This window comes from Acidovorax cavernicola, from assembly GCF_003581445.1.
In genome coordinates this window covers 13,995-29,071 of record NZ_QXMN01000060.1, presented here as the reverse complement: position 1 = coordinate 29,071, position 15,077 = coordinate 13,995, and the positions used below count along the sequence as shown (strand labels likewise).

Sequence of the window (15,077 nt, the reverse complement as noted above, 5' to 3'; positions counted from 1 at the left end):
CCAACGGCACGGCGTACGGCCTGTCGTCGTCGATCTGCACCAACCGGCTGGACTACATCACGCGCTTCATCCGCGAGCTGAACGTGGGCAGCGTGAACGTGCGCGAGGTGCCGGGCTATCGGCTCGAACTCACACCCTTCGGCGGCATCAAGGACTCGGGCCTGGGCTACAAGGAAGGCGTGCTCGAGGCGATGAAGAGCTTCACCAACACCAAGACCTATTCGCTGCCCTGGTAACACGCACGCCCCATGAGTCTCAGCATTCCCGACATCGTCGGCCTCTTCGAAACCAAGGGCCACGCGCAGTACGACGGCGAGCCCGTCACGCAGCTCGAACACGCGCTGCAGTCCGCCCACCTGGCCGAGCAGGAGGGCGCCGACAGCGCGCTGATCGCCGCCTCGCTGCTGCACGACATCGGCCACCTGCTGCACGACTTCGGCGGCACGCCGACGCAGCAGGGGCTGGACGATCTGCACCAGTACCGCTGCCTGCCGTTCCTGCGTGCGTTGTTCGGTGCGGCCACGCTGGAGCCGATCCGGCTGCATGTGGACGCCAAGCGTTTCCTGTGCGCGCGCGAGCCCGGCTACCTGGAGGCGCTGTCGCCCGATTCGAAGCGCAGCCTGCAATTGCAGGGCGGTGTCTTCGACGAAGCGCAGGCGCAGGCCTTCGAGGCCTTGCCCTACGCGATGGACGCCGTGCGCCTGCGCCGCTGGGACGACACGGCCAAGTGCGCCGACCTGAAAACCCCCGACCTGGCGCACTACGCGCGGCATCTGGCGCGCGCGCTGCGGCAGGACGTCGCCACCGCGCCCGCATGAACGCCCCGGCCGCACCCGACCTGGTGCGCCGCCCGGCGACGCAGGAAGACATTCCCTTCCTGCTCGCGCTGCGGCAGCGGACCATGAACGGCCACGTGGTCGCTTCCGGCGCCGAGGTGAGCGACGCGCACCACATGGCGCGGCTGATGCATCGCTTCGAGTGCGCCGAGGTCCTGCAGCACGAGGGCCAGCCGGTGGGGCTGCTGAAGGTGTCGCGCGATCCGCACGAGTGGGTGGTCATCCAGATCCAGCTCGCGCCCGGCTATCAAGGGGGAGGCATCGGCTCCCGCCTGCTGGCCGAGGTCGTCGACGAGGCGACGCGCGCTGGCGTCGACCTCACCCTCAGCGTGCTCAGGGCCAACCCGGCGAAGGCGCTCTACGAGCGCCTCGGGTTTGCTGTCGAACGCGTGTCCGACTTTTCATTCGAGATGCGGCGCAAGCCCTGATACCCACGGAGCCCACGATGCGCCCCTTCTGGATCGAACAGGCCCTCTTCAACGACGGCGACCTCGCCCCCGCGCTGCAGGGCGAACACAGCGCCGATGTCTGCATCGTCGGCGGCGGCTTCACGGGGCTGTGGACGGCCATCCAGGCCAAGCTGCAGGCGCCGTCGCTCGACATCGTGATTCTCGAAAGCGACCTGTGCGGCGCCGGTGCCAGCGGGCGCAACGGTGGCTGCCTGCTCACCTGGTCGGCCAAGTTCCTCACGCTGCGCCGGTTGTTCGGCGAGGACGAGGCGGTGCGCCTCGTGAAGGCGTCGGAGGCGGCGGTGGGGCACATCGCGGACTTCTGCGCCGCGCACGGCATCGACGCCGAGCTGCGGCGCGACGGCACGCTCTACACCGCGACCTCGCAGGCGCAGATCGGCACGCTCGATCCCATGATGCAGGCGCTGGAAGCGCGCGGCATCCACTCGTACCACGCGCTGCCGCCCGACGAGGTGGCGCGGCGCTCGGGCTCGGCGCGCAACCTGGCCGGCGTGTATTCGCCAGTTGCCGCCACCGTGCATCCGGGCAAGCTGGTGCGCGGGCTGCGGCGCGTGGCGCTGGCCCTGGGCATCCGCATCCACGAGCGCACGCCGATGATCGACTTCAGCACCGACCAACCCGTGGTGGTGCGCACGCCGACCGGCACGGTGCGCGCGAAGAAATTGGTGCTTGCGATGAACGCGTGGATGGCCAGCCGCTTTCCGCAGTTCGAGCGGACCATCGCCATCGTGTCCAGCGACATGATCATCACCGAGCGCTGCCCCGATCTGCTGCAGCAGATCGGCCTGACCGACGGCGTGTCGGTGCTCGACTCGCGCACCTTCGTGTACTACTACCGCAGCACGGTGGACGGCCGCATCATGCTGGGCAAGGGCGGCAACACCTTCGCCTGGGGCGGCCGCATGGCCAAGGTGTTCGACGAGCGTTCGCCGTACGAAGCCGAGCTCACGCAGGCCCTGCATTCCTTCTTCCCCGCGTTGAGCGAGACGCCGATCACCGCCAGCTGGAACGGCCCGTCCGATCGCTCGGTGACGGGCTTTCCGTTCTTCGGCAAGCTCGGTGGCGCGCCGCACATCTACTACGGCTTCGGCTACTCGGGCAACGGCGTGGGGCCGACCTACATGGGTGGGCAGATCCTGTCGTCGCTGGTGCTCGACCAGGACAACGCTTGGACGCGCAGCCCGATCACGGGCGGGCCGCTGGGCTACTTTCCGCCGGAGCCGATGCGCTATGTCGGATCGATCGTGGTGCGCAACGCGATCCGGCGCAAGGAGCGGGCCGAGGACGAGGACCGCCAGCCGTGGCTGGTGGACCGCATGCTCAGCAAGCTGGCGAATGCCGCAGGCAAGGCTGATAAGGCCTGACCTGCTGCAACCGCCTCGATATCAACGGTTCGACGGGAACGAGAACATCGTGCCCTCACGCACGCCGGCCGAGGGCCAGCGCTGCGTGATGGTCTTGCGCTTGGTGTAGAAGCGCACGGCGTCGGGGCCGTAGGCGTGCAGGTCGCCGAAGAGCGAACGCTTCCAGCCGCCGAACGAGTGGTACGCCACGGGCACCGGCAGCGGCACGTTGACGCCGACCATGCCGACCTGGATGTTGTCGCTGAACCAGCGCGCGGCCTCGCCGTCGCGCGTGAAGATGCAGGTGCCGTTGCCGTACTCGTGCGCGTCGATCAGGTCCATGGCTTCCTGCAGCGTCTTCACGCGCACCACGCCGAGCACGGGGCCGAAGATTTCCTCCTGGTAGATCGTCATGCCGGGCTTGACGTGGTCGAACAGGCAGGCGCCGAGGTAGTAGCCGCCTTCGTGGCCTTCGACCTGGATGCCGCGGCCGTCGACCACCAGCTTGGCGCCGGCGGCCACGCCGGCGTCGACGAAGGCCTTGACCTTCTCGAAGTGCGGCTGCGTCACGAGCGGGCCCATGTCGTTGCCGTTGTCGGTGCCGGGGCCGACCTTCATCTTGGCGATCTCGACCTTCAGGCCTTCGACGACTGCATCGGCGGTCGCGTCGCCCACGGCCACCACCAGCGGGATCGCCATGCAGCGCTCGCCGCACGAGCCGTAGGCCGCGCCCATCAGCGCGCTCACCGCGTTGCCGATGTCGGCGTCGGGCATCACCACCGCGTGGTTCTTGGCGCCGCCGAGCGCCTGCACGCGCTTGCCGTGGGCCGTGCCCGTGGTGTAGATGTATTCGGCGATGGGCGTGGAGCCGACGAAGCTCACGGCCTTCACGCGGCGGTCGGTCAAGAGCGTGTCGACCGCTTCCTTGTCGCCGTTGACCACGTTCAGCACGCCCGGCGGCAGGCCGGCCTGCAGCGCGAGTTCGGCCATGAACAGCGTGGAGGAGGGCGTGCGCTCCGAGGGCTTGAGCACGAAGGTGTTGCCGCAGGCCACGGCCATCGGCCACATCCACAGCGGCACCATGACGGGGAAGTTGAACGGCGTGATGCCGGCCGTGACGCCCATGGCCTGGAACTCGCTCCACGAGTCGATGGCCGGGCCGACGTTCTTGCTGTGCTCGCCCTTGAGCAGCTCGGGCACGTAGCTCGCGTACTCGACGTTCTCGATGCCGCGCTGCAGTTCGCCGTGCGCGTCGGCCAGCACCTTGCCATGTTCGGCGGTGATGAGCGCGGCGATGGTGTCGGCGTTCTCTTCGAGCAGCGTCTTCAGGCGGCTCATCACGCGGGCGCGCTTCAGCGGTGGCGTGTTGCGCCAGGCCGGGAAGGCGGCCTGCGCCGAGGCAATGGCCTGCTCGACCGTGAGCTTGTCGGCGAGCGCCACGCTCTTGGCCGACAGGCCGGTGGCGGGGTCGAACACCGGCTGCACGCGGCTGCCGCCGCCGACGTGCTTGCCGTCGATGAAGTGGCCGATGGTGGCGGTGACGTTCTTGTCGTGTTGCATGTCTGGAGGTCTCGAAAGGGGATCAGTTGGTTTCAGCCAAAGCGTCGGAAAGGGCGTTGACCATGCGGTCGATCTCGGCCTTCTCGGCGATGAAGGGCGGTGCGAGCTGGATCGTGTCGCCGCCGTAGCGCACGTAGAAGCCCTTTTTCCAGCAGTTCATCGCGATCTCGTAGGGGCGGCGTGCGGGCTCGCCCGGCAGTGCGGCAATGGTGATGCCGGCGGCCAGGCCGTAGTTGCGGATGTCGGCGACATGCTTGCTGCCCTTGAGGCTGTGCACGGCGTTCTCGAAGTGCGGGGCCAGCGTTTGCACGCGGCCGATCATGTCTTCCTTCTGGAGCACGTCGAGCGCGGCGATGCCGGCGGCGCAGGCCACGGGGTGCGCGCCGTAGGTGTAGCCGTGCGGGAACTCGAGCATGTACTCGGGGCCGCCCGCGGCCATGAAGGTGTCGTAGATGTCCTTGTTGGCCACCACGGCGCCCAGCGGCTGCGCGCCGTTGGTGACCTGCTTGGCGATGTTCATGATGTCGGGCGTGACGCCGAAGGCATCCGCGCCGGTGAGCGCACCGCAGCGGCCGAAACCGGTGATCACTTCGTCGAAGATCAGCAGGATGTTGTTCGCGGTGCAGATGTCGCGCAGGCGCTTCAGGTAGCCCTTGGGCGGAATCACCACGCCGGCCGAGCCGGCGAAGGGCTCGACGATCACGGCCGCGATGGTCGAGGCGTCGTGCAGCGCGATCAGGTCGAGCAGGCGGTCGGCCAGCTCGGCGCCGTTCTCGGGCATGCCGCGCGAGAAGGCGTTGGCCGCCAGTTGCGTGTGCGGCAGGTGGTCGGCCTCGACGCCCTGGCCGAACAGCTTGCGGTTGGCCGCGATGCCGCCGACCGAGATGCCGCCGTAGTTCACGCCGTGGTAGCCCTTCTCGCGGCCGATCAGGCGCGTCTTGCTCGCCTGGCCCTTGGTGCGCCAGTAGGCGCGCGCCATCTTCAGCGAGGTGTCGGCGGCTTCGGAGCCCGAGCCGGTGAAGAACACGTAGTCCAGGCCGGCGGGCGTCAGTTCCTTGATCTTGTTGGCCAGCTCGAAGGAGAGCGGGTGGCCGAACTGGAAGGCGGGCGAGTAGTCGAGCTTGGCGATCTGGCAGCTCACCGCCTCGGTGATCTCGGGGCGGCCGTGGCCCAGGCCCGAGCACCACAGGCCCGAGAGGCCGTCGAAGATCTTGCGGCCGTCGTTGTCGGTGAAGTAGGCGCCCTTGGCCTCCACGAGGATCCGCGGATCGGCCTTGAAGTTGCGGTTGCCGGTGTAGGGCATCCAGTGCGCCTCGAGCCAGGCGGCGTCGGTGCGCGCGGTGGGCGTGGGTTCGATGGCGGGTGTGGCAAGGGTCATGGCGCATCCCGCACAGGCGGGCTCCGGGGGTGAAGGAATGCGCCGATTGTTCGCAGACCCTTCAGTGTGGAGAATGGCGCAATATCAATGTTCACTTGACGATTCATGCAAGTAAAGGCCGCGGCGTCGGAAGACGCCCAAAACGGTGCCCAGGGCACGCGCAACCGCGCCGTCCTGGGGCAGCTCAGCGACATGGACCTGCGCCTGCTGAAGGTGTTCAAGAGCGTGGTCGACTGCGGCGGCATGGCGGCGGCCGAGCTGGAGCTGAACATCGGCACCTCCACCGTGAGCCGCCACGTGAAAGACCTGGAAACGCGCCTGGGCCTCGTGCTGTGCCGGCGCGGCCGGGCGGGTTTCGCGCTCACGGCCGAGGGCCAGCGCGTGTACGACGAGACGCTGCGGCTGCTGGCCTCGGTCGACGCCTTTCGCGGCAGCATCGACGACATCCACAACCGCATGGGCGGGCAACTGGAGGTGGCGCTGTTCGACAAGACCGCGACCAACCCGAAGGCGCGCATCGGCGAGGCCATTGCGCGCTTCACCGAGATCGCGCCCGAGGTGAACCTGGCTGTGCATGTGGGCTCGATCAACGCCATCGAGCAGGGCGTGCTGGAGGGCAATTTCCAGATCGGCATCATCCCGGCGCACCGCAGCTCCAAGAGCCTGGTCTACGCCGACCTGTTCGACGAGACCATGCTGCTGTACTGCGGCCAGGGGCACCCGCTGTTCGACAGCCCGCACGGCAAGCTCACGTGGTCGAAGCTGGGCGAGCATCATTTCGCGGGGCTGGGCTACCACTCACCAAACATGGAGCTGAGCCACCGGGCGCGGCTGTCGCGCAAGGCGACCGGGTTCGACCAGGAGGCGATCGCGACGCTGATCCTGTCGGGGCGCTTCCTGGGCTTCCTGCCCGACCACTATGCGCAGGTGTTCGAGCAGCGCGGGCTGATGAAGGCGGTGCTGCCGGCGCGCTTCAACTATGCGTGCCGGTTCGTGAGTCTGCTTCGGCGCTCCCCGAAGCCTTCACGGGCGGTGCTGGCGTTTCAGGAGTGCCTGGAGAAAGCCCACGCCCGTTAGCGCTGCCCGCTCGGCAGCAACAGGTGCTTCGCGCCGATGTGCGCTTCCATCTCATGCATGTGGTGCTCCGCATCCACCATGTGCTCGGCCATCAGCCGCCGCACCTCGTCCGCGTCTTCCTTGCGGTAGGCCGCCAGCAGCTGCGTGTGGTAATCGACGTTGGTCTCGCCGAAGTGGTGGTGGTCCAGCGCCTTCTTGTAGACGACCAGGTCGCGCAGCAGGTCGTTGAGAAAACGGCACATGAAGGACAGCACCGGGTTGGGGCAGGCCTCGGCCAGCATCGTGTGAAAGGCCAGTTCGGCCTCGCGCTGCGTGCGCAGCTCGTCCTCGGTGGTCGGCTCGATGGTGCACAGGCGCACGTTCTCTTCGAGCCGCGCGAACTGCTCGGGCGTGAGCCGGCCGACCACGCTCACGGCCAGCTCGGGCTCCAGCACCTTGCGCAGCTGGTAGATGTGATGGCCGTCGAGGTGATGAAAGTGCAGGAAGTTGCGCAGTGGCTCCGACGCATGGTCCACCGACACCTGCTGCAGGTACGCGCCGCCGCCGGGGCCGGTGCGGATCGACACCAGCCCGCGCACTTCCAGCGCCTTCAGCGCCTCGCGCACCGTGCTCTTCGAATAGCCGAAGAGCTCGATCAGTTCCTTCTCGTTCGGTAGCCGGTCGCCGGGCTGCTTGCGCTCGGCAACGATCCATCGCTTGACGTCTTCGACGATGACGTCCGAGAGCTTTTGCCGCTTCGGAGGGTTGTGCCCCACTCTCATCAAAACGCTCCATCCATGCACATCGGGAGATGCGCGGGATGCGCAACAGCGCGCGATCTTAACGGCGTCATCGGCAGGGTCGGGTTGGGTTTGGGCACGGGGCTTGCTAACGGGTTTTTACCAACATATTAATCCTATTTATCCGCTTAAATTGCCGGCGATCGCAGGCACCGTGTTTTCTTCCCCACTTTCCACACCACGACCGGAGAACCCCATGCAACGCAGACAACTCCTTCAGCTCGCCGCCCTGTCGGCCGCCCCGGCCTCGCTCCTGGCGAGCCGCTCGGTCTTCGCCCAGGCCAACGACGCGATCCGCTTCGGTGCGCCGGTGCCCATGTCGGGTGCGTTCGCGGCCAACGGCAAGTTCGCCGACCTGGGCGCCAAGCTGGCGATCGAGCAGTACGGCAAGGTGCTGAACCGTCCGCTGGCCTACACGCTGCTCGACACCGAAGGCAAGCCGGCCACCGCCGTGCGCAAGGTGCAGGAAGCCTCGCAGCAGCAGGGCGCGAAGTTCTTCGCGGGCGGCATCCTGTCGTCGGAATCGCTGGCCATGGGCAAGGAGGCCGAGAAGGCCGGCGGCCTGTTCATCACCACCGCGGGCGCCGACGAGATCACCGGCAAGGACTGCAACCCCGCCACCTTCCGCTGGTCGGTGCCCACCTTCGGTGCGATCGAGCAGACGGTGCGCCCGCTGATCGCCGCCATGCCCAAGGCCAAACGCTGGTACACGATCACGCCGCAGTACGTGTTCGGCGACGGCCTGCTGAGCGCGGCCAAGAACATCTTCCAGGAGAAGGGCATCGAGCACGTGGGCAACAGTTACCACTCGCTCAACGACAAGGAGTTCAGCGGCTACCTCACCAACGCGATGGCGGCCAAGCCCGACGTGCTGCTGCTCCTGAACTTCGGCGCGCAGTCGTCGGCCGCGCTGCGCCAGGCGGTGAGCTTCGGCATGCACAAGAACATGACGATCCTCATGGCCTGGGCCTCGGGCCTGGAGCAGTTCGATGAGCTGGGCGCCGACCTGTGCGAGGGCGTCTACTTCGGTGCGCAGTACTGGCACACGGTCGACACGCCGCTGAACAAGGACCTGGTCAAGCGCACGGCCGACAAGCTCAAGATCGTGCCCAACTACAGCCTGGCCGGCTCGTACATCTGCACCAAGATCCTCATCGACGGCATCGTGAAAGCCGGCTCGGTCGACCAGAAGGCCGTCATCGCGGCGCTCGAAGGCATGAAGTTCGACGGCCTCACGGGTACGGAAGAAATCCGCAAGGCCGACCACCAGGTCATCAAGGACTACTACCTGCTCAAGGGCAAGGCGAAATCGAAGATGGCCAACCCGGCCGACTACGTCGACGTGGTGAGTTCCGGCAAGTCGTTCCTGCCCGTCGACAAAACGGGCTGCAAGCTGGCCTGACGCCGCCCGGCCTCGCGCCGCGCTCGCGCCGCTTGCGGTGCGGGCAGGGCGTGGGCCGCCTGTTCGTTCGCCCACCACGACACCTATGTCCGTCTACCTGCTCCAGACCATCAACGGAATCGGCATCGGCATGCTGTATTTCCTGCTGGCCGTTGGCTTGTCCATCGTGTTCGGCCTGCTGCGCTTCGTGAACTTCGCGCACGGCGCTTTCTATCTGCTGGGCGCCTACCTGTGCTTCCAGGCGCTGCAGTGGGGCCTGAACTTCTGGGTCGCGCTCGTGCTGGTGCCGCTGTTCGTCGGCGCGCTCGGCTGGCTGGCCGAGAAGCTGCTGCTGCGCCGCGTGTACGCCAAGGCGCACGAGTTCCACATCCTCGTCACCGTGGGCCTGGCGCTCGCGGTGCAGGAAATCGTGATCGTGTTCTGGGGCCCGCTGGGCAACAGCGTGCCCACGCCCGACCTGCTGCAGGGCGTGGTCATGTGGGGCAGCTTCATCTACCCGAAGTACCGGCTCTTCGTGATCGGCTTCACCGCCGTGCTCGCGGTGCTGCTGTGGTGGGTGCTCGAAGGCACACGCCTGGGCAGCGCGGTGCGCGCGGGCAGCGAGTCGACCGAGATGGTCTCGCTGCTGGGCATCAACGTGTTCCGTGTCTTCAGCCTGGTGTTCGCGCTCGGCGCGGCCACGGCGGCGCTGGCCGGCGTGCTCGCCGCGCCCATCCGCGGGGCCGAACCCTTCATGGGCGTCGAGGCGCTGGGCGTGGCCTTCGTGGTCGTGGTGATCGGCGGGCTCGGCAGCTTCAGCGGTGCGCTGGTTGGCGGCGTGCTGATCGGCATCGTGCAAAGCCTCATGAGCACCATCTGGCCGCCGGGTGCGAGTTTGATGATCTACATCGCGATGGGCGCCGTGCTGCTGCTGCGCCCGCATGGCCTGCTCGGCCGCAGAGGATGAACGCGCCATGCCAAAGAAATACACCTTCCTGCTGGCGCTGATCGTCGCGCTCGCGCTGCCGCTGTTCATGCGCTCGGGCTCGCTCGCGAGCGAAGTGCTCATCTACGCGCTCGCGGCTCTGGGCTGCAACCTGCTGCTGGGCTACACCGGGCTGCTGTCGTTCGGACAGGGCATCTTCTTCGGGCTGGGCAGCTACACCATCGCGATCCTGCTCACGCGCCTGCAACTGCCGATGCCGCTCGCGCTGGCGGCGGCCATCGCCATGGGCGCGCTGGGCGCGGCGGTGGTCGGCTGGGTCGCCATCCGCCAGCGCGGCACCTACTTCGTGATGCTGACGCTGGCCTTCGCCCAGATGTTCTACTTCATCGCGTACACCGCCTCCGGGCTCACGGGCGGCGACAACGGCCTGCTCGACGTGCCGCGCCCGGCCTTCATGGACACGCCGTGGAAGTACTACGCCTTCGTGGCGGTGATCTTCCTCATCGCGTTCGGGCTGCTGCTGAAGGTGACCGACTCGGTCTTCGGCCGCACGCTGCTGGCCATCCGCGACAACGAGGACCGCGCCGCCGCCGTGGGCTACGACCTCAAGCGCTTCAAGTTGCTGGCCTTCGTGATCTCGGGCGCCGTCACCGGCCTGGCCGGCGGCCTGCACGCGATGATGACCGGCATCGCGCCGCTGTCGAACGCCGAGTACCACACGAGCGAGATGATCCTGGTCATCACCGTGATCGGCGGCACCGGCAACCTGTTCGCCTCGGTGCTCGGCTCGGCCTTCTACGTGCTGCTGGCCGACTGGCTCTCCACGCTGTGGCCGCGCTGGCTGCTGCTGCTGGGCCTGTTGCTGATCGGCGTGAGCATCGGCATGCAACGCGGCCTCTGGGGCCTGGGCGAAAGCGCCTGGCGCCGCGTGTTCCGCAAGACACCGGCTGTGGCCAAGGCGCCGCTGGCACAGGGAGAAAAAGCATGAGCGAGATCCTCATCGAAGCCATCGGCGTCACCAAGCACTACGGCAAGTTCGCCGCGCTCGGCGGGGTCGACCTGAAGATCAAGCGCAACACCGTGCACTCGGTGATCGGCCCCAACGGCGCGGGCAAGACCACGCTGTTCCACATGCTCACGGGCACCGGCACCACCACGGGCGGGCGCATCATGTTCGACGGCGAAGACGTGACGCGCGAGCCCGACCACCAACGCGTGCAGCGCGGCATGGCGCGCTCGTTCCAGGTGACCAGTCTGTTCGGCAGCCTGTCGGTGCGCGAGAACCTGCGCGTGGCCGCGCAAGGCATCGCGCCGCGTCAGGCCATGAACTGCTGGCGTGCGCCCATCGGCGAGCGTGCCTGTGCCGACACGGTGGCCGAGGTGCTCGCGCGCGTCGGCCTCGAACGGCTGGCCGACACCGCCGCCAGCGTGCTCTCGCACGGCCAGCAGCGCCGCCTCGAAGTGGGCATGGCGCTGGCTGCGAGGCCCAAGGCCATCTTTCTCGACGAACCGACCTCGGGCATGGGCATCGACGACCTCGACGACATGAAGCAGCTCATCCGCGGCCTGCGCGACGCGCACACCGTGGTGCTCATCGAGCACAACATGAACATCGTGATGGACATCTCCGACACCGTGACCGTCATGCAGCTGGGCCGCGTGCTGGCCGAAGGGCTGCCGGGCGACATCCGTTCGGATGCGCGCGTGCGCACGGCCTACCTGGGCAACATGATCACCGGAGGCAAGGCATGAGCGGGAAAAACATCCTCGAAGTCGAAGGCCTGCACGCTCACTACGGCAAGAGCCACGTGCTGCAGGGCGTGTCGCTCACGGTGGGCGAGGCCGAACTGGTCACGCTGCTGGGCCGCAACGGCGCGGGCAAGTCGACCACGCTCAAGGGCATCGCCGGCGCCGTCACGCCCACGGGCGGGCGCGTGCGCTTCCAGGGCGCGGACATCGCGGGCCAGCCGCCGCACCGCATCGCCACGCGCGGCGTGTGCCTGGTGCCGGAGCACCGCGGCATCTTCAAGCTGCTGACGGTGGAAGAGAACCTGATGCTCGGCCTGCGACGCGATTCGCCCTGGCAGCTGGCCGACATCTACCGCATCTTCCCGCGCCTGAAGGAGCGCCGGCGCAACGGCGGCGGACAGCTCTCGGGCGGCGAGCAGCAGATGCTGGCCATCGGGCGCGCGCTCATGAACCACCCGCGCCTGCTGATCCTCGACGAGCCCGTCGAAGGCCTCGCGCCGGTGATCGTGGAAGAGATCGTCGCGCAGCTCAAGACCATCAAGGCCGCGGGCGTGGCGATCCTGCTGGTCGAGCAGAACCTGGAGGTCTGCGTGCAGCTGGCCGACCGCCACTACATCGTGGAGCAGGGCGTGATCGTGCACGAAGCCGGCAATGCCGACTTCATGGCCGACCACGACGTGAAAGACCGCTACCTGGGCGTGGGCCTTGCCTGAACCCGTCATCCATTCGTCGCAAAAACCATGAACACAACGAACGAACTTTCCACCGCGCCGAATGTGCGCGCCCTGCGCGTCAACGGCCAGCGCCTCTGGGACTCGCTGATGCAGCTCGCGCAGCTGGGTGCCACCGAGAAGGGCGGCGTGTGCCGCATTGCGCTCACCGACCTGGATCGCCAGGGCCGTGACCTCTTCTCGCGCTGGGCCCGTGAGGCCGGCTGCGAGGTGCGCGTGGACGCCATCGGCAACATCTTTGCGCGCCGCGCGGGCCACAACAATGCACTGCCGCCGGTCACCACCGGCAGCCACATCGACACGCAGCCCACGGGCGGCAAGTTCGACGGCAACTACGGCGTGCTCGCCGGGCTGGAGGTGATCCGCAGCCTGAACGACGCCGGCATTGCCACCGAGGCGCCGGTCGAGGTCGCGGTGTGGACCAACGAGGAGGGCTCGCGCTTCGTGCCCGTGATGATGGGCTCCGGCGTGTTCGCGGGCGCCTTCACGCTCGACCATGCACTCGCGCAGCGCGACACGGAGGGCGTGAGCGTGGCCGAGGCGCTGTCCGCCATCGGCTACGCGGGCGCCGTGCCCGCCTCGGCGGCGGCATCGCCGGTCGGCGCGTATTTCGAGGCGCACATCGAACAGGGCCCGGTGCTCGAAGCCAACGAGCGCGTCATCGGTGTGGTCGAGGGCGCACTCGGCCAGCGCTGGTACGACGTGGTGGTGCAGGGCATGGAAGCCCACGCCGGCCCCACGCCGATGGAGCTGCGCAAGGATGCATTGCTCGCGGCTTCCGAACTCGTGGTCGAGGTGAACCGCATCGCGCTCGCGCATGCGCCGCACGGGCGCGGCACCGTGGGCTGGATCGACAACTACCCGAACTCGCGCAACGTGATCCCGGGCCGCGTGAAGCTCAGCGTCGACCTGCGCGCGGCCGACGACGTGGTGCTGTCGGCCATGGACGCCGCACTGAAAGAAGCCGTGCAGCGCATCGCCGCGAAGGGCAAGGTCGAAGCGACGCTCGAGCAGGTCGTGTACTTCCCGCCGCAGCCCTTCACGCCCGCGCTGGTGACGGCCGTGCGCGAGGCCGCGCAAGACCACGGCATGACGTGGATGAACGTGATCAGCGGTGCCGGCCACGACGCGGTGTACCTTGCGCGCGTATGCCCCGCGGCAATGATTTTCGTGCCCTGCCTGGACGGCATCAGCCACAACGAGATCGAGGATGCGCAGCCCGACCATCTGGAGGCCGGATGCAACGTGCTGCTGCAAGCGATGCTGCAAAGCGCGGGAGTGGCCGCATGAAAGTCCTGATCGCGCGCCTCAACCACGAGACCAACACCTTCTCGCCCGTGCCCACGCCCCTCGCGGCCTTCGGGCCCGACGGCCCGACCTTCGGCGCGCAGGCCTACGCCGACAACAAGGGCATGCGCACGGCGATGTCGGCCTTCATCGACCTCGCCGAAGCAGCGGGCGCGCAGGTCGTCGCGCCGGTGTCGGCGTCGGCCAACCCGAGCGGGCCGGTCGATGCGCAGGCCTACACCACGCTCACGCAATGCATCGTCGATGCCGCGCCGGGCTGCGACGCCATCCTGCTCGACCTGCACGGCGCGATGGTGGCGCAGAACAGCCGCGACGGCGAAGGCGACCTGCTGGTGCGCCTGCGCGCCGCGGCGCCCGGCGTGCCGATCGGCGTGGCTCTGGACCTGCATGCCAACGTGACGCCCGCGATGGTGGACAACGCCGACGTCATCGTCGGTTTCAAGACCTATCCGCACGTCGACATGTACGAGACCGGCGAGCACGCCGGCCGGCTGCTGTTCGACCTGCTGGCCGGGCGCAGCCAGCCGCACATGCGCTGGCGGCAACTGCCGCTGATGGCGCACACGCTGCGCAGCGCGTCGTTCACCGGCGCGATGCAGCGGGCCATCGAGGCGGCGCGCGCGGCGGAAGTTTCCGAGTCACTGGCGGTGTCGATCCTCGCGGGCTTCTCGCTGTCGGACATCACGGCGCCGTGCATGAGCGTGATCGTGGTCGATGCGCAATCGCCCGCGCGCGCGCAGGCCACGGCCGACCGCATCGCGGCGCAGATGTGGGCCGAGCGCGAGGCCTTCATCTACCGCAGCGAGCCGCTGGCCGAATCCGTGGCGCGGGCGAAGCGCATCGCCGGTGGCGCCACGCGCCCGGTGCTGCTGCTCGACCATGGCGACAACTGCATGTCGGGCGGCAGCTGCGACACCATGGACGTGCTGCAGGAGGCGCTGGCGCAGGGCCTGGACGGCATCGGCGTCGGGCCGCTGTGCGACCCCGAGGCGGTGGCCGCGCTGATCGCGGCAGGCGAGGGCGCCGAGGTGACGGTGGCGCTGGGCAACAAGGTGTCGCTGGCGGGCATCGGCCTGGCGAAGACGCCGGTGCAGCTGACCGGCACCGTGCGAACGATCAGCGACGGCGAGTACGTGATCACCGGCCCCACCTACACCGGCCAGCGCAGCAGCATGGGCCGCACCGTGCTGTTCGACATTGGTGCGGCGCGCATCGTCGTCACCGAGCGCACGCAGGAGCCGTGGGACATCGGCGTGTTCGAATGCGCGGGGCTCGATCCGCGCACCGAGCGCTTCCTGCTGCTGAAGTCGCGCATGTACTGCCGGCCGGTGTTCGAGCCGCTGTCGGCGGCGCTGGTGGAATGCGACAGCCCGGGCGTGACGAGTTCGGACTACAGCCTGTTCCCGTTCAGCCAGGTGCGCCGGCCGGTGTTTCCGCTCGACGCGAACGCGACGCTGGACACAGCGGCATAACCTGCCACGTCATCGACGCGCGGCGCGTGTCACGCGACCATTCCTTC

General features: G+C 68.1%; 15 protein-coding genes. 12 read left to right on the top strand and 3 right to left on the bottom strand.

The genetic code is table 11. The features are described 5' to 3' along the window. The 4 genes from D3H34_RS28830 to D3H34_RS28815 form a co-directional block, all read left to right on the top strand. A partial coding sequence (locus tag D3H34_RS28830) for an aldehyde dehydrogenase family protein (protein ID WP_119552234.1) occupies nt 1-236 on the top strand: 236 nt, incomplete at its 5' end. Between the two features lie 12 nt (nt 237-248). Continuing rightward, nucleotides 249-818: a phosphonate degradation HD-domain oxygenase gene (locus D3H34_RS28825; RefSeq protein ID WP_119558000.1), complete on the top strand. Its 570-nt coding sequence runs from the start codon at nt 249-251 to the stop codon at nt 816-818. Further along, nucleotides 815-1,264, top strand: coding sequence for a GNAT family N-acetyltransferase (locus D3H34_RS28820; RefSeq protein WP_119557998.1), 450 nt, complete (start codon nt 815-817; stop codon nt 1,262-1,264). Before D3H34_RS28825 ends, D3H34_RS28820 begins: the two co-directional genes overlap by 4 nt. 17 nt (nt 1,265-1,281) lie before the next feature. Beyond that, on the top strand, nt 1,282-2,670 hold the full coding sequence (locus D3H34_RS28815; protein ID WP_119557996.1) for an FAD-dependent oxidoreductase: 1,389 nt from the start codon (nt 1,282-1,284) through the stop codon (nt 2,668-2,670). A gap of 21 nt (nt 2,671-2,691) precedes the next feature. On the opposite strand, the gene D3H34_RS28810 is transcribed toward D3H34_RS28815, so the two are convergent. Next, nucleotides 2,692-4,209, bottom strand: coding sequence for a CoA-acylating methylmalonate-semialdehyde dehydrogenase (locus D3H34_RS28810; protein WP_119557994.1), 1,518 nt, complete (start codon nt 4,207-4,209; stop codon nt 2,692-2,694). 22 nt (nt 4,210-4,231) lie between these two features. After that, nucleotides 4,232-5,587, bottom strand: a complete 1,356-nt coding sequence (gene aptA / locus D3H34_RS28805) for an omega-aminotransferase AptA (protein WP_119557992.1) — start codon at nt 5,585-5,587, stop codon at nt 4,232-4,234. 105 nt (nt 5,588-5,692) lie between these two features. Between aptA and D3H34_RS28800 the strand changes: the two genes are divergently transcribed. Beyond that, nucleotides 5,693-6,664, top strand: coding sequence for a LysR family transcriptional regulator (locus tag D3H34_RS28800; protein ID WP_119557990.1), 972 nt, complete (start codon nt 5,693-5,695; stop codon nt 6,662-6,664). Here the strand turns inward: D3H34_RS28800 and D3H34_RS28795 are convergent. Then, nucleotides 6,661-7,425, bottom strand: a complete 765-nt coding sequence (locus tag D3H34_RS28795) for a FadR/GntR family transcriptional regulator (protein ID WP_119557988.1) — start codon at nt 7,423-7,425, stop codon at nt 6,661-6,663. The genes D3H34_RS28800 and D3H34_RS28795 overlap by 4 nt on opposite strands. 214 nt (nt 7,426-7,639) lie before the next feature. Here D3H34_RS28795 and D3H34_RS28790 point away from each other — a divergent pair, with 214 nt between their 5' ends. The 7 genes from D3H34_RS28790 to D3H34_RS28760 all read left to right on the top strand — a co-directional run bounded on the left by D3H34_RS28790 (nt 7,640) and on the right by D3H34_RS28760 (nt 15,030). Next, nucleotides 7,640-8,845: an ABC transporter substrate-binding protein gene (locus D3H34_RS28790; protein WP_119557986.1), complete on the top strand. Its 1,206-nt coding sequence runs from the start codon at nt 7,640-7,642 to the stop codon at nt 8,843-8,845. Nucleotides 8,846-8,930: 85 nt separating this feature from the next. Beyond that, complete coding sequence (locus D3H34_RS28785; RefSeq protein WP_119557984.1) at nt 8,931-9,791, top strand: branched-chain amino acid ABC transporter permease; 861 nt, start codon at nt 8,931-8,933, stop codon at nt 9,789-9,791. A 7-nt stretch (nt 9,792-9,798) separates the two neighbouring features. Beyond that, complete coding sequence (locus tag D3H34_RS28780; protein ID WP_119557982.1) at nt 9,799-10,758, top strand: branched-chain amino acid ABC transporter permease; 960 nt, start codon at nt 9,799-9,801, stop codon at nt 10,756-10,758. After that, nucleotides 10,755-11,522: an ABC transporter ATP-binding protein gene (locus tag D3H34_RS28775; protein ID WP_119557980.1), complete on the top strand. Its 768-nt coding sequence runs from the start codon at nt 10,755-10,757 to the stop codon at nt 11,520-11,522. The genes D3H34_RS28780 and D3H34_RS28775 overlap by 4 nt, the downstream gene beginning before the upstream one ends. After that, nucleotides 11,519-12,232 carry an ABC transporter ATP-binding protein gene (locus D3H34_RS28770; protein WP_119557978.1) on the top strand — a complete coding sequence of 238 codons (714 nt, stop codon included), beginning with the start codon at nt 11,519-11,521 and terminating at the stop codon, nt 12,230-12,232. Before D3H34_RS28775 ends, D3H34_RS28770 begins: the two co-directional genes overlap by 4 nt. A gap of 27 nt (nt 12,233-12,259) precedes the next feature. After that, nucleotides 12,260-13,540 (top strand): Zn-dependent hydrolase, encoded by a 1,281-nt coding sequence (locus tag D3H34_RS28765; RefSeq protein ID WP_119557976.1) that lies wholly within the window; start codon nt 12,260-12,262, stop codon nt 13,538-13,540. After that, nucleotides 13,537-15,030: a M81 family metallopeptidase gene (locus D3H34_RS28760; protein ID WP_119557974.1), complete on the top strand. Its 1,494-nt coding sequence runs from the start codon at nt 13,537-13,539 to the stop codon at nt 15,028-15,030. Before D3H34_RS28765 ends, D3H34_RS28760 begins: the two co-directional genes overlap by 4 nt. The last annotated feature ends 47 nt before the right edge of the window (nt 15,031-15,077 follow it).

What these genes read in the sequence shown, in the direction of transcription:
- D3H34_RS28825 (WP_119558000.1), top strand. Translation starts at nt 249, where the DNA reads ATGAGTCTCAGCATTCCCGACATCGTCGGCCTCTTCGAAACCAAGGGC.
- D3H34_RS28820 (WP_119557998.1), top strand. Translation starts at nt 815, where the DNA reads ATGAACGCCCCGGCCGCACCCGACCTGGTGCGCCGCCCGGCGACGCAG.
- D3H34_RS28815 (WP_119557996.1), top strand. Translation starts at nt 1,282, where the DNA reads ATGCGCCCCTTCTGGATCGAACAGGCCCTCTTCAACGACGGCGACCTC.
- D3H34_RS28810 (WP_119557994.1), bottom strand. Translation starts at nt 4,209, where the DNA reads ATGCAACACGACAAGAACGTCACCGCCACCATCGGCCACTTCATCGAC.
- aptA (WP_119557992.1), bottom strand. Translation starts at nt 5,587, where the DNA reads ATGACCCTTGCCACACCCGCCATCGAACCCACGCCCACCGCGCGCACC.
- D3H34_RS28800 (WP_119557990.1), top strand. Translation starts at nt 5,693, where the DNA reads ATGCAAGTAAAGGCCGCGGCGTCGGAAGACGCCCAAAACGGTGCCCAG.
- D3H34_RS28795 (WP_119557988.1), bottom strand. Translation starts at nt 7,425, where the DNA reads ATGAGAGTGGGGCACAACCCTCCGAAGCGGCAAAAGCTCTCGGACGTC.
- D3H34_RS28790 (WP_119557986.1), top strand. Translation starts at nt 7,640, where the DNA reads ATGCAACGCAGACAACTCCTTCAGCTCGCCGCCCTGTCGGCCGCCCCG.
- D3H34_RS28785 (WP_119557984.1), top strand. Translation starts at nt 8,931, where the DNA reads ATGTCCGTCTACCTGCTCCAGACCATCAACGGAATCGGCATCGGCATG.
- D3H34_RS28780 (WP_119557982.1), top strand. Translation starts at nt 9,799, where the DNA reads ATGCCAAAGAAATACACCTTCCTGCTGGCGCTGATCGTCGCGCTCGCG.
- D3H34_RS28775 (WP_119557980.1), top strand. Translation starts at nt 10,755, where the DNA reads ATGAGCGAGATCCTCATCGAAGCCATCGGCGTCACCAAGCACTACGGC.
- D3H34_RS28770 (WP_119557978.1), top strand. Translation starts at nt 11,519, where the DNA reads ATGAGCGGGAAAAACATCCTCGAAGTCGAAGGCCTGCACGCTCACTAC.
- D3H34_RS28765 (WP_119557976.1), top strand. Translation starts at nt 12,260, where the DNA reads ATGAACACAACGAACGAACTTTCCACCGCGCCGAATGTGCGCGCCCTG.
- D3H34_RS28760 (WP_119557974.1), top strand. Translation starts at nt 13,537, where the DNA reads ATGAAAGTCCTGATCGCGCGCCTCAACCACGAGACCAACACCTTCTCG.